The following is a 13,035-nucleotide window of genomic DNA, read 5'->3' as shown; positions in this document are numbered from 1 at the left end:
GATCCGCGGATCCGGGGCCGTTGTCGCGTCTCGTCAGCTCGCGCCCGAGAGGTTCAGGAGCGCGTCCATGACGGCGGGATCCTGCACGAGCGGGATCGTGATGAGAAGGCTGCCCACGAAGTTGAAGACGACGCCCGCGAGGAGCGCGATCCACCAGGCGCTCCGCCTTCTCGCGAGACGCCACCAGCAGATTGCCGCCGTGCCGAGCCACCCGGCGACGACGACGACCGTCGCGACGATCCCGAGCGTGCGGATCCCCGCGTAATCGGTCAGCTCGACGTCGACACCCAGCACGTCGAGGATCGACGACGGGTCGGCGTAGATCGCGAACGAGCCGATGGTGTTGAACAGCCCGTAGGCGAGGAGCGCGATCGTGACGATGCGGTCGGCGAGCCGCGCGCCGGCCGGCGCCGCGGCGCCGCCCCCAGCGGGCGCCTGCGCCGTGTCGAACACGGGCGCATCCTGCGGGACGAGCGCCGGATCCACGGGCTGCGCCGCGGGGCGCCCGCTGCGGGCGGCCTGATCATCGGGCGACGCGAACTGCCCGAACTGCGGTGATCCGCCGCTCACGCCGCAACCCCGCGACCGCCGCGATGGTGGGCGCCCGTGCGCAGCTCCTTGGGCAGGGAGAACATGAGGTCCTCCTCGGCCGTGCGGACCTCCTCGACGTCGCGGTACCCGGCCTGGGCCAGCTCGCGCATGAGCTCCTGGACGAGGACGTCGGGAACGCTCGCGCCGCTCGTGATGCCGACGGTGCTGACGCCGTCGAGCCACTCCTGGCGCACCTCGTCGGCGTAGTCGATGCGGTACGCGGCCTTGGCGCCGTGCTGCAGCGCGACCTCGACGAGGCGCACGCTGTTCGACGAGTTCGCGGATCCGACCACGATCACGAGGTCGGCCTCGGCGGCGACCTTCTTGATCGCGACCTGACGGTTCTGCGTCGCGTAGCAGATGTCGTCGGACGGCGGGTTCTGCAGATCGGGGAAGCGGGCGCGCAGGCGGTCGACCGTCTCCATGGTCTCGTCGACCGAGAGGGTCGTCTGCGAGAGCCACACGAGCTTCGACGGGTCGTCGACCTCGATCGTGTCGGCCTCGTCGGGGTTGTTGACGATCGTGACGTTTCCGGGGGCCTCGCCCGCGGTGCCCTCGACCTCCTCGTGGCCGCTGTGGCCGACGAGGAGGATCTGGTAGTCGTCGCGGGCGAACCGCTTGGCCTCGCGGTGCACCTTCGTCACGAGCGGGCAGGTCGCGTCGATCGCCTGCAGGCCGCGGTCGGCGGCCGCGTCGACGACGGCGGGCGAGACGCCGTGCGCGCTGAAGACGACGTGCGCACCCTCGGGGACCTCGTCGACCTCGTCGACGAAGATCGCGCCCTGATCCTCGAGCTCGCGCACCACGTGGATGTTGTGCACGATCTGCTTGCGCACGTACACGGGGGATCCGTAGCGCTCGAGAGCCTTCTCGACCGTCACGACCGCTCGGTCGACGCCGGCGCAGTACCCGCGGGGCGCGGCGAGGAGGACCTTCTTGCTCCCGTCGACGGGCCGGTCCACGAGGGGCTCGCGCCGGACGGGGACGCGGGGAATGGGCAGCGAGACGGCTGTGGCGCTCATCCCCTCAGCGTACGGCGCTTCGTTTGACAGACGTCCGGAATAGCCTGACATCGTGACGTCCTTTCAGACTTCCCCCTCCGACGCCGCTCCCCCGAGCGACGCGGTCTCCCCGCGCGACTCGTCGCCCGAGCAGCCGACCTCGGTCGCCCGCCTCAACCAGACGATCAAGGCGTCGATCGACCGCTGGGGCGCGGTCTGGGCCGAGGGCGAGATCACGCAGTGGAACCGCCGCGGGCAGAACGTGTTCGGCGGCATGAAGGATCTCGTGAGCGATGCCCAGGTGTCGATCCAGATCTGGTCGAGCGTGCTGCGCCGCCTCGAGGGCGAATTCCAGGTGGGCGACCACGTCGTCGCGTGCCTCAAGGCCGACTACTTCACGAAGCGCGGATCCTTCTCGTTCCAGGTCACCTCGATGCGCCACGTCGGGCTCGGCGCCCAACTCGAGGCACTCGAGCGGCTCCGCAGGCAGCTGGCGGGCGAGGGCCTCTTCGACCCGTCGCGCAAGCGGCCGCTTCCCTTCCTCCCGAACCGCATCGGCCTCATCACGGGCGCGCAGTCCGACGCCGAGAAGGACGTCCTCCGCAACGCGCAGCTGCGCTGGCCCCAGGTCGAGTTCCGCACGATCCACGCCACGGTGCAGGGCGACCGCAGCGTCCCCGAGATCCTCGAGGCGCTCGCGACGCTCGAGGCCGATCCCGAGGTCGACGTCATCGTCATCGCCCGCGGCGGCGGCGACCCCCAGACGCTCCTGGGCTTCAGCGACGAGCGCCTCGTGCGCGCCGTCGCCGCGGCCCGCACGCCCGTCGTGAGCGCGATCGGTCACGAGAACGACCGTCCCCTTCTCGACGACGTCGCCGATCTCCGCGCCTCGACCCCGACCGACGCCGCGAAGCGCGTCGTCCCCGACGTCGGCGAGCAGCGCACGATCGTCTCCCAGCTGCGCTCGCGGCTCGGCACGCGGGTGCAACAGCAGGTCCAGCACGCGATCCAACAGCTCGAGCAGCTGCGCTCGCGCCCCGCGCTGCGCGATCCCGACAGCATGATCCGCGGGCGGCAGCAGGAGATCTACCTGTCGGTCGCTCGCGGCCGCGAGGTGTCGACCCGTCTGCTCGACGCGGGCGAGCGGCGCACGGGCGAGCTCCGCGCGTCGCTGCGCGCGCTCTCCCCAGCCGCGACGCTCGCGCGCGGCTACGCGATCGCACAGGCGGCGAGCGGATCCGTCGTGCGATCGGCCGACGATCTCACCCCCGGCACGACCTTCACCCTGACGCTCGACGACGGCGCGGTGGCGGCGACGAGCGACGGCGAGGTGCCGTCGATCGCTCCCCGCGCGGAAAAGTAGGATTGCGACGATGACTTCTGCGGCCCCCGATCTTCCCGACGTCTCGACGCTGTCGTTCGAGCAGGCGCGCGACGAGCTCGTCCAGGTGGTGTCCGAGCTCGAGCAGGGCGCGCCGACGCTCGAGCACTCGCTCGCCCTCTGGGAGCGCGGCGAGGCCCTCGCGGCCCGCTGCGAGGAGTGGCTCGTCGGCGCCAAGCGCCGCCTCGACGCCGCCCGCGAGACGGCCGAGTCGGGGAACGCCGAGTGATGGCCAAGTCCACCGAGCCGCGGATCGCGGCGCACCTCGGCCGCCCCGAGACCGCCGAGGAGGAGGCGGCCCGCAAGGCCGAGAACTCCCGCAACTACCGGCAGAGCCAGAACGTCCGCAACCTCCTCGTCGCGCTCGGCGTGACGCTGGCGATCGTCGCGGTCATCTACTTCGGCGTGCCGCGCGGCGACGTCACGCAGACGGCCGACATCGACGTCGCGGGCATCGCCGAGACCGCGAGCGAGCAGTACGCGCGCGACGTCGTCGTCCCCGAGATGCCGAGCAGCTGGGGCGTCAACGCCGCGGCGATCGACCCCGGCAACCCGATCGCGTGGGGCATCACCTACAACTCGATCCCCGACGCGCCGCGCTCCTTCGCGCGGTTCGCGCAGGGCTTCGACACGACCGACACGTGGGCCGCGCAGGTCCTCGGCGGTGCGAGCCCCGACGAGACGATCGAGATCTCGGGCGTCGAGTGGAGCGCCTACGAGATCTCCGACCCGTCGTCGAACGGCAACATCTCGTACGCCCTGGGCACCCAAGCGGGCGACGACTTCCTGCTCGTCTACGGCAGCATCAGCGCCGACGACGCCCGGCAGCTCGCCGAGGCCGCGACGCAGCAGATCAGCCAACTCGAACAGGAGAGCACAGAATGAACATGACGCCGACAGAGGCCTGGGCCGACATGGTCGCGGGGAACACGCGCTTCGTCGACGGCGACCCGGCCCACCCCCACCAGGATGTCCGCCGCCGCGCCGACCTCGCGAGCTTCCAGACCCCGTCTGCCGCGCTCTTCGGCTGCAGCGACTCGCGCCTCGCCGCCGAGATCATCTTCGACAAGGGCCTCGGCGACCTTTTCGTGATCCGCAACGCGGGCCAGGTCACGGGCCAGTCGATCATGGGATCCCTCGAGTACGCCGTCGAGGTGCTCGGCGTCCCGCTCATCGTCGTCCTCGCGCACGACGAGTGCGGAGCGGTGCGCGCGGCGATCGACTCGGTCGACCCCGACTCCCCGCTCCTGCCGCCGAACATCTGGCGCCAGATCTCGTCGATCGTCCCCGCGGTGCGCCGCGCGCGCCTCGAGCTGAGCGAGAAGGGCGAGGATCCCGAGGGCGTCAGCTCCTGGCGGGTCGGCCAGCTGCACCTGCGCGACACGATCACGTCGATCCTGCAGTCGTCCGAGCTGATCAGCGATGCCATCGCCGAGGGGCGGCTGGGCATCGTCGGCGCCAACTACCGTCTGGCCGAGGGCACCGTGGTGCCCGACGTCGTCCTGGGGCTCGAGGCACCCGTCGCGAGCGCCTGAATCCACGCATCGGAGGAACAACGAAGTGACCGAACCCGAGTACCGCATCGAACACGACACGATGGGCGAGGTGCGCGTTCCGAAGCACGCCCTCTACCGCGCCCAGACGCAGCGCGCCGTCGAGAACTTCCCCATCTCGGGCACCGGCCTCGAGTCGCGGCACATCGCCGCCCTCGCGCGCATCAAGAAGGCGGCGGCCCTCGCCAACAAGGACCTCGGAACCCTGGACGGCGCGATCGCCGACGCGATCGCGTGGGCGGCCGACCAGGTCGTCGCGGGCGGCTACGACGCCGAGTTCCCCGTCGACACGTATCAGACCGGCTCGGGCACGTCGTCGAACATGAACATGAACGAGGTCCTCTCGACCCTCGCGACCGAGCACCTCGGGTCCGAGGTCCACCCCAACGACCACGTCAACGCGTCGCAGTCGTCGAACGACGTCTTCCCGACCTCGGTGCACGTCGCCGTCACCGAGGCCCTCATCACCGACCTCGTCCCCGCCCTCGACCACCTCGCGCAGGCGTTCGAGCGCAAGGCCGAGGCGTGGGCGTCGATCGTGAAGTCGGGCCGCACGCACCTCATGGACGCGACCCCCGTCACGCTCGGCCAGGAGTTCGGCGGCTACGCCCGCCAGATGCGCCTCGGCATCGAGCGCGTCGAGGCGGCGCTCCCCCGCGTCGCCGAGGTCCCGCAGGGCGGCACCGCCGTCGGCACGGGCATCAACACCCCCGCGGGCTTCCCGCAGAAGGTCATCGCGAACCTCGTCGCCGAGACGGGCCTCCCCCTCACCGAGGCCGTCGACCACTTCGAGGCCCAGGCGAACCGCGACGGCCTCGTCGAGGCGTCGGGCGCGATCCGCACGATCGCGGTCTCGCTGACGAAGATCAACAACGACCTGCGCTGGATGGGATCCGGCCCCAACACGGGCCTCGGCGAGATCCACCTGCCCGACCTGCAGCCCGGATCCTCGATCATGCCGGGCAAGGTCAACCCCGTCATCCCCGAGGCGACGCTCATGGTGTGCGCGCGCGTGATCGGAAACGACGCGACCGTCGCCTGGGCCGGCGCGTCCGGGGCGTTCGAGCTCAACGTCGCGATCCCCGTCATGGGCACGGCCCTCCTCGAGTCGATCCGCCTGCTCGCGAACGCGACCCGCACGCTCGCCGACAAGACCGTCGACGGCCTCACGGTCAACGAGGAGCGCGTCACGGCGCTCGCCGGCATGAGCCCCTCGATCGTCACCCCGCTCAACAAGCTCATCGGCTACGAGGCCGCGGCGAAGATCGCGAAGCACTCGGTCGCGAAGGGCATCACGGTGCGCGAGGCCGTCATCGACCTCGGCTACGTGGAGCGCGGCGAGGTCAGCGAGGAGCAGCTCGACGAGAAGCTCGACCTGCTGTCGATGACGCACGCCGGCTGAGCGGCGTCTCTCGAGGAGGGCGGTGGGCTTCGGCCTGCCGCCCTCCTCCGTGTTCGCCACATCCCCTCACACCCGTCACCCGCCATCCATCGGCGGTTCACCCCTCGGCAACCCGGCGTCTGTGGGCTGGCTGAGCGGACTCCCTGTCCGCCCGTCCACCGTGGGACGGCCACGATCTGACCGAGGACGACACCAGATGGCCATCAACATCGGGCGCACACTGCTGCCCATGGCGGGACACGTGCGCGGAAAGCGCAGCGCCGTGACCTGCCAGCTGAAGTGCTCCAACGCGTGCGCCCACGAGGCGTGCAACACCTCCTCCAACGGCTACTTTCGCGACATCGTCGACGCCCAGATGTCGCGCCGCGGCCTGCTCGGCCTCGGCATGGCCGGCGCCGCCGCGATCGTGCTGGCCCCGGCTCTCGCGGGCCGCGCCGACGCCGCGGTCGCCTCGGGATCCGCCTCGACGGCGGTCGGCGAGACCGGCGCGTTCGGCTTCACCTCGATCTCGCCCGTCGACTACACCGTCGACGGCTTCGCGGTGCCCGAGGGCTTCGACTGGAAGCCGATCATGCGCTGGGGCGACCCGCTCTTCGCCGACAGCCCCGTCTTCGATCCCGCCGACCAGACGCCCGAGGCGCAGGCGCGCCAGTTCGGGTACAACGTCGACTACACCGACATCATCCGCACGTCGGCGACGACCGCGATCCTCTACGTGAACCACGAGTACACGAACGAGAACATCATGTTCCCGGCCGAGCAGATCGCGGACGACCCCGAGCGCGTCCGCCGCGTCGGCCTCAAGGCCCACGGTCTCAGCGTCGTCGAACTCGAGCGCGCCGACGAGTCGACCCCGTGGACGCCCGTCACGGGCGCCCCGCTCAACCGCCGGTTCCTCGACGACACCCCGTACGCGTTCACGGGCCCGGCCGCGGGATCCGAGCTGCTCCGGACCGCGGCCGACCCCGAGGGCACGACGGTGCTCGGCACGTTCGGCAACTGCTCGGGCGGCACGACCCCGTGGGGCACGATCCTCTCAGGCGAAGAGAACTTCAACGGATACTTCCGCTCGAACGGCACCTCCGAGACCGACCTGCGCTACGGCCTGGCCGATGCCGAGACGACGCGCGGCTGGGAGTACGTCGACGACCGCTTCGACGCCCGCATGCCCGGCTCCGAGAACGAGGTCAACCGCTTCGGCTGGATCGTCGAGCTCGACCCGACCGACCCCGACTCGACGCCGCGCAAGCACACGATGCTCGGCCGTCTGAAGCACGAGGGCGCCAACGTCGCCATCGCGCAGGACGGCCGCGCCGTCGCGTACTCGGGCGACGACGAGCGCTTCGACTACCTCTACAAGTTCGTCTCGCGCGACACGTACGTCGAGGGCGACAAGGCGCACAACATGACGCTGCTCGAGAACGGCAGCCTCTACGTCGCGCAGTTCTCGGGCGACTCGCCCGCGAGCGAGATCGACGGATCCGGTCAGGTCCCGTCCGACGGCGGGTTCGGCGGAACGGGCCGCTGGCTCCCCCTCGTCCTCGACAACGAGTCGGCGATCGACGGCATGACGATCGACGAGGTCCTCGTCTACACGCGCCTCGCGGCCGACAAGGCCGGCGCGACGAAGATGGACCGCCCCGAGGACGTCCAGCCGCACCCCACCACGGGCAAGCTCTACGTCGCGTGCACGAACAACTCGAACCGCGCCGTCGACGGCAACGCGCCCGCCGACGAGGCGAACCCGCGCGCCGAGAACCGCGACGGCCACATCGTCGAGCTCACGGAGGACGGGGGCGACCAGACGGCCACGACCTTCACGTGGACGCTCCTGCTCGTCGCGGGCGACCCGGCGCAGAACGGCGCGACCTACTTCTCGGGCTTCCCGCTCGACCAGGTCTCGCCGATCTCCTGCCCCGACAACCTCGCGTTCGACACGGCGGGCAACCTCTGGATCTCCACCGACGGCGCGCCCAGCACGATCGGCTACAACGACGGCCTGTTCCGGGTCGGCCTCGAGGGCGAGAACCGCGGGCGCGTGGAGCAGTTCCTCTCGGTGCCGACGGAGGCCGAGACGTGCGGCCCCGTCATCCACGACGACGAGTGGAACGTGTACGTCTCGGTCCAGCACCCGGGTGAGGACGGGTCGTACGAGGAGCAGCACTCGCTGTTCCCCGACGCGATGAAGCCCTCGGCCGCGAACAACGTGGCGGTGCCCCGTCCGAGCGTGATCCAGGTCTTCGCTCTGCCGGGCACGATCCCCGAGCCGACGGTCGAGCCGACGCCTTCGGCGACCGCGACGCCCACGCAGACGCCGACGACCGACCCGACCGGAGCGCCCGTCGTGCCGGTTCCGAGCGCGACGCCGACGCAGACGCCGTCCGCGACCTCCTCGCCGACGCCCTCGGCTTCGGCGGGAGCGACCGCGACCCCGACGCCCTCGTCGACGACCGCCCCCGGCGGGCTCGAGGCGACGGGCGGCAGCACCGTGGGCGCGATCGTCGCGGGCGCGGGCGTCCTCGCCGCCGCCGGCTTCGCGATGCTCACGCGCCGCAAGAACCAGCGCGCCGAGGAGAACCTCGACGAGGCCTGAGCGCCGCCGCGTACGAAGGCGCCCCGCGGATCCGGATCCGCGGGGCGCCTTCCCGTTCGATCAGGCGAGCTCGTCGCCCTCCAGCAGGCTCGTGACGAGCGCGGCGATCGCCGAGCGCTCGGAGCGCATCAGCGTCACGTGGCCGAAGAGCCCCTGGCCCTTGAGCGTCTCGATGACGCTCGCGACGCCGTCGTGACGGCCCACGCGCAGGTTGTCGCGCTGCTGGACGTCGTGCGTCAGGACGACCTTCGAGTTCTGGCCGATGCGGCTGAGCACCGTGAGCAGCACGTTGCGCTCGAGCGACTGCGCCTCGTCGACGATCACGAAGGCGTCGTGCAGCGAGCGCCCGCGGATGTGGGTGAGCGGCAGGACCTCGAGCATGCCCCGCTCCACGACCTCGTCGAGCACGTTCTCGCTCACGACCGACCCGAGGGTGTCGAACACCGCCTGGCCCCAGGGGTTCATCTTCTCGGCCTGGTCTCCCGGCAGGTAGCCGAGCTCCTGGCCGCCGACCGCGAAGAGCGGCCGGAAGACGATGATCTTCTTCTGCAGGCTGCGCTCGAGGACGGCCTCGAGACCCGCGCAGAGCGCGAGGGCCGACTTGCCCGTTCCCGCGCGCCCGCCGAGCGACACGATGCCCACCTCGGGGTCGAGGAGCAGGTCGATCGCGATGCGCTGCTCGGCCGAGCGGCCGTGCAGCCCGAAGACGTCGCGGTCGCCGCGGACGAGCCGGAACTCGCCCTCGGGGCCCTGCACGCGGCCGAGCGCCGAACCGCGCTCCGACTGGATCACGAGCCCCGTGTTGATCGGGAGGCCGCGCGCGTCGTCGTGCGTCGCGACCTCGGCGTCGTACAGGTCGGCCATGTCGTCGCCCGAGACGGCGAGCGAGGCGATGCCCGTCCAACCCGAGTCGACCGCCTGCTCGGCGAGGTACTCCTCGGCCTCGAGGCCGATCGACGCCGCCTTGACGCGCATGGGGACGTCCTTCGACACGACGACGACGTTCTGGCCGTCGCCCGCGAGGTTCGCCGCGACGGCGAGGATCCGCGAGTCGTTGTCGGCACCGCGCATGCCGGCGGGCAGGACGCTCGAGTCGGAGTTGCCGAGCTCGACCCGGATCGTTCCGCCTCCCGCCGTCGGGACGGGGAAGTCGAGCCGACCGTGTTCGACGCGCAGCTCGTCGAGATAGCGCAGCGCCTGCCGCGCGAAGTAGCCGATCTCGGGGTCGTGGCGCTTGCCCTCGAGCTCGCCCACGACGACGATCGGGACGACGATGGAGTGCTCGGCGAAGCGGAACAGCGCCCGCGGATCGCTCAGGAGGACCGAGGTGTCGAGCACGTAGGTGCGCAGATCCTCGTCGATGTGCTGCGGTGCATCGGCCTCGTGCGGCGCATCTTCGACGCGGCTGGCGCTGGTGGCCTTCTCGGTGGCTGCGGTCACGACCCACTCCCATCCTGCCGGGCTGCCGCCCGGAAAACGAGTCGACCTGTGGGCCACGAGTCGCGATGCCGAAGGCCGACTCGAACGGGCGATCTGCCCGTTGGCTCGACGGTAAATCACACCGGTGTGATTCGGAAGATCCCCTGTCGGGGATTTCACATACCGTTCACGTGGCGCTGATCAGCGGCCGAAGCGTCGGTCGCGCGTGCCGTAGTCGCGGATCGCGCGCAGCAGGTCGACCTCGCGCAGGTCGGGACCGAGCGCCTCGACGAAGTAGAACTCGCTGTGCGCCGACTGCCACAGCAGGAAGTCGCTGAGGCGCTGCTCCCCCGAGGTGCGGATCACGAGGTCGGGATCGCGCTGCCCGCGCGTGTAAAGGTGCTCGCCGATGACCTCGGGGGTCAGGCTGCCCGCGAGCTCCTCGAGGGTTCCGCCCGACTCGTCGTGCTCCTGGATGATGCGGCGCACGGCGTCCACGATCTCGTACCGGCCGCCGTAGCCGACCGCGAGGTTGACGTGCAGACCCGTGTTCTCGCGCGTGCGCGCCTCGGCGTCGCGGAGAGAGCCGACGAGGAAGTCGGGCAGGTTGTCCTCGCGGCCCACGTGCTGGACGCGCCAGTCGCCGCGGCGCGAGAGCTGCCCCGCGAGCCCCGCGATGATCTCGATGAGGTCGCGCAGCTCGGCCGAGTCGCGCTTCAGGACGTTGTCGTTCGAGAGCAGGTAGAGCGTGACGACGTCGACGCCGAGATCGTCGCACCAGCCGAGGAACTCGACCATCTTCGCGGCGCCCGCGCGATGCCCGTGCGCCGGGGTCTCGAAGCCCAGCTGGCGAGCCCAGCGGCGGTTGCCGTCGATCATCATCGCGACGTGATGCGGGACGCGGTCGGCGTCGATCTGCCGGCGCAGACGGGAGGCGTAGAGGCGGTACAGCAGCCCCGTGCCCTCCGCCGCTCTCTCGCTCACCGCCACGCGACGACGATACCGCGGCCGGCTGGTGAAGGTCTGCCGCATGTGTCGCTGTCGGAATACGGCGCAACGTACGCTCGCAAGATGACCGGCCCCGCCCCCGTGCCACACCTTCCGCTCGTCGAAGCCGAGCCCGCGAGCCCCGCCGAGATCAAGCCCAGCTGGCGCGGGTGGATCCATGCCGGAACCGCGCCGGTCGCGCTCGCCGCCGGCATCGTCCTGATCGTGCTGGCGCACGGCGCCCCGGCGAAGTGGGCGTCGGCCGTCTTCATGGCCTCGTCGCTGCTGCTCTTCGGCAACTCCGCCGTCTACCACCGCTTCAACTGGGGTCCGACGACGAAGGCCGTGCTCAAGCGCATCGACCACGCGAACATCCTGCTGCTCATCGCGGGCACCTACACGCCCCTCGGCGTCCTGGCCCTGCCGCCCGAGAAGTCGGTCCTGCTGCTGTCGATCGTGTGGGGCGGCGCGATCCTCGGGATCCTGTTCCGCGTCCTCTGGATCGGCGCGCCCCGCTGGCTCTATGTCGCGCTCTACCTCGCGCTCGGCTGGGCGGCCGTCATGTACATGCCCGACCTCTTCCGAGCGTCGTCGCCCATGATGATCCTCGTCATCATCGGCGGCGTCCTGTACACCGTCGGAGCCGTCGTCTACGCGATCAAGAAGCCGAACCCGTGGCCGCACCACTTCGGCTTCCACGAGATCTTCCACGTGTGCACCGTGCTGGCGTTCCTGTGCCACTGGACCGCGGCGCTCCTCATCGCGCTGCAGCCGGCCTTCAACGCGGGCTGACGCCGCCCTCAGCGGATCCGTCGGGCTCCGCGACCCCGTCGCCCTCGTCCGCGCGGCGGGCGGCGGCCTCCTCCGCGTCGAGCGCCTCGCGCGCCTCGTCGCGATAGCGCGCGCGGCGCACGCGGCGCAGCATGTCGAGCACGAGCAGGACGACGGCGATCGCGACGAGCGCGAGGACCGCGAACCCCCACGGACCGGGCGTCACGGCGTCGGCGTCGACGGTGACCTGCGGGACGGGTGTCTCCTTGAGTCCCGTCAAGACGAGTGTGAGGACGTGCATGCACCTGCTCCTGAACCGGGGGCGACTAATCTGGAACCTCATCACCCTAGTCCGCGCCCGCTGTGACGCGGCAGATTGCGAGGCCCCCGCGTGACGACCCAGCAGCAGCTCGACGAGCGCTACGGACGCACGGCGCGAAGCTCCCGCATCGCGACCTGGATCGGCGTCATCGTCATCGTGGTCGTCGGGGTCGTGTGGATCACCTGGATCACGAGCTCGGGCAGCAGCGCCCAGAGCATCGACGCCGACGACACGGGCTTCACCGTGACCGACGAGTCCTCCGTCGAGGTGTCGTTCCGGATCACGGGCGCCCACGCCGACGACTCCGTCTACTGCACGCTCGAGGCGCTCGACGAGCAGTACGGCATCGTCGGCTGGAAGGTCGTCGAGATCGCGCCGACCGACTCGGTGTCGAGCGACTACACGGGCGTCCTGCCCACGACGGCCGAGGCCAACACCGGTTATGTGACGGGTTGCCGCCTCGGGTAGATTCACCCGGATAGCCGGACCATCCGGACACTCATCAGGAGAACTCCTATGTCGAACGACAACGCATCCTTCCTCACGCAGGAGGCATACGACCGCCTCGCCGCCGAGCTGGAGCAGCTCTCGACCGAGGGCCGCGAGGACATCGCCAAGCGCATCGAGCTCGCCCGCGAAGAGGGCGACCTGCGCGAGAACGGCGGCTATCACGCGGCCAAGGACGAGCAGGGCAAGATCGAGGCCCGCATCCGCCAGCTCACGGCGATGCTCAAGGAGGCGCAGATCAGCGAGGCGCCCGAGGCCGACGGCGTCGTGCGCCCCGGCACCGTCATCACGGCGTGCATCTTCGGCGACGAGGAGCGCTTCCTCCTCGGCAGCCGCGAGATCGCGGGCGGCGACGACGACCTCAACGTGTACAGCGAGCAGAGCGCGCTCGGCGCGTCGATCATCGGCATGAAGATCGGCGACACGGGCTCGTACACGGCGCCGAACGGCAAGGAGATCCCCGTCGAGATCCTGAACGTCGAGACGTACGGCGGCTGACGTCGCGCGA

At 70.7% G+C, this 13,035-nt stretch carries 13 protein-coding genes and 1 pseudogene; 9 read left to right on the top strand and 5 right to left on the bottom strand.

The window, feature by feature from the left end:
- Positions 1-33: 33 nt before the first annotated feature.
- Together H576_RS15295 and H576_RS0110105 are read right to left on the bottom strand one after the other, a co-directional pair.
- Positions 34-570, bottom strand: coding sequence for a DUF6264 family protein (locus H576_RS15295; RefSeq protein ID WP_051172588.1), 537 nt, complete (start codon positions 568-570; stop codon positions 34-36).
- Positions 567-1,613, bottom strand: coding sequence for a 4-hydroxy-3-methylbut-2-enyl diphosphate reductase (locus H576_RS0110105; RefSeq protein ID WP_036320412.1), 1,047 nt, complete (start codon positions 1,611-1,613; stop codon positions 567-569). The genes H576_RS15295 and H576_RS0110105 overlap by 4 nt, the downstream gene beginning before the upstream one ends.
- A 52-nt stretch (positions 1,614-1,665) precedes the next feature.
- On the opposite strand from H576_RS0110105, the gene xseA reads away from it, so the two are divergent.
- The 6 genes and pseudogenes from xseA to H576_RS15290 all read left to right on the top strand — a co-directional run.
- On the top strand, positions 1,666-2,955 hold the full coding sequence (gene xseA / locus H576_RS0110100) for an exodeoxyribonuclease VII large subunit (protein ID WP_029150842.1): 1,290 nt from the start codon (positions 1,666-1,668) through the stop codon (positions 2,953-2,955).
- 10 nt (positions 2,956-2,965) lie between these two features.
- Positions 2,966-3,202, top strand: coding sequence for an exodeoxyribonuclease VII small subunit (locus H576_RS0110095; RefSeq protein WP_029150841.1), 237 nt, complete (start codon positions 2,966-2,968; stop codon positions 3,200-3,202).
- Positions 3,202-3,858 carry a DUF4245 family protein gene (locus H576_RS0110090; protein WP_029150840.1) on the top strand — a complete coding sequence of 219 codons (657 nt, stop codon included), beginning with the start codon at positions 3,202-3,204 and terminating at the stop codon, positions 3,856-3,858. The genes H576_RS0110095 and H576_RS0110090 overlap by 1 nt, the downstream gene beginning before the upstream one ends.
- Before the next feature lie 2 nt (positions 3,859-3,860).
- A complete protein-coding gene (locus tag H576_RS0110085; RefSeq protein WP_425411271.1) occupies positions 3,861-4,508 on the top strand; it encodes a carbonic anhydrase in 648 nt (215 codons plus the stop codon).
- A 25-nt stretch (positions 4,509-4,533) separates the two neighbouring features.
- A complete protein-coding gene (locus tag H576_RS0110080) occupies positions 4,534-5,928 on the top strand; it encodes a class II fumarate hydratase (RefSeq protein WP_029150838.1) in 1,395 nt (464 codons plus the stop codon).
- Between the two features lie 196 nt (positions 5,929-6,124).
- Positions 6,125-8,176: pseudogene (locus H576_RS15290) on the top strand (PhoX family protein); the annotation flags it as partial.
- A 405-nt stretch (positions 8,177-8,581) separates the two neighbouring features.
- On the opposite strand, the gene phoH2 reads toward H576_RS15290, so the two are convergent.
- Complete coding sequence (phoH2, locus tag H576_RS0110070) at positions 8,582-9,883, bottom strand: RNA 5'-3' helicase PhoH2 (protein WP_029150837.1); 1,302 nt, start codon at positions 9,881-9,883, stop codon at positions 8,582-8,584.
- Between the two features lie 258 nt (positions 9,884-10,141).
- Positions 10,142-10,924, bottom strand: a complete 783-nt coding sequence (locus H576_RS0110065) for an isoprenyl transferase (RefSeq protein ID WP_036320455.1) — start codon at positions 10,922-10,924, stop codon at positions 10,142-10,144.
- 87 nt (positions 10,925-11,011) lie between these two features.
- Here H576_RS0110065 and trhA point away from each other — a divergent pair, with 87 nt between their 5' ends.
- The gene (gene trhA / locus H576_RS0110060; RefSeq protein WP_036320453.1) at positions 11,012-11,719 is read left to right on the top strand and encodes a PAQR family membrane homeostasis protein TrhA; all 708 of its coding nucleotides are present in this window, start codon (positions 11,012-11,014) and stop codon (positions 11,717-11,719) included.
- On the opposite strand, the gene H576_RS15285 is transcribed toward trhA, so the two are convergent.
- The gene (locus tag H576_RS15285) at positions 11,706-11,999 is read right to left on the bottom strand and encodes a hypothetical protein (protein WP_036320409.1); all 294 of its coding nucleotides are present in this window, start codon (positions 11,997-11,999) and stop codon (positions 11,706-11,708) included. The two genes, trhA and H576_RS15285, sit on opposite strands and share 14 nt — an antisense overlap.
- Positions 12,000-12,089: 90 nt before the next feature.
- On the opposite strand from H576_RS15285, the gene H576_RS0110050 reads away from it, so the two are divergent.
- Entirely contained in the window at positions 12,090-12,488 is a 399-nt protein-coding gene (locus tag H576_RS0110050) for a DUF4307 domain-containing protein (RefSeq protein WP_029150834.1), read from the top strand.
- A 48-nt stretch (positions 12,489-12,536) separates the two neighbouring features.
- On the top strand, positions 12,537-13,025 hold the full coding sequence (greA, locus tag H576_RS0110045; RefSeq protein WP_029150833.1) for a transcription elongation factor GreA: 489 nt from the start codon (positions 12,537-12,539) through the stop codon (positions 13,023-13,025).
- The last annotated feature ends 10 nt before the right edge of the window (positions 13,026-13,035 follow it).

Source organism: Microbacterium indicum DSM 19969 (genome assembly GCF_000422385.1).
GTDB lineage: Bacteria > Actinomycetota > Actinomycetes > Actinomycetales > Microbacteriaceae > Microbacterium > Microbacterium indicum.
This window is presented reverse-complemented; position numbering and strand designations above follow the sequence as displayed.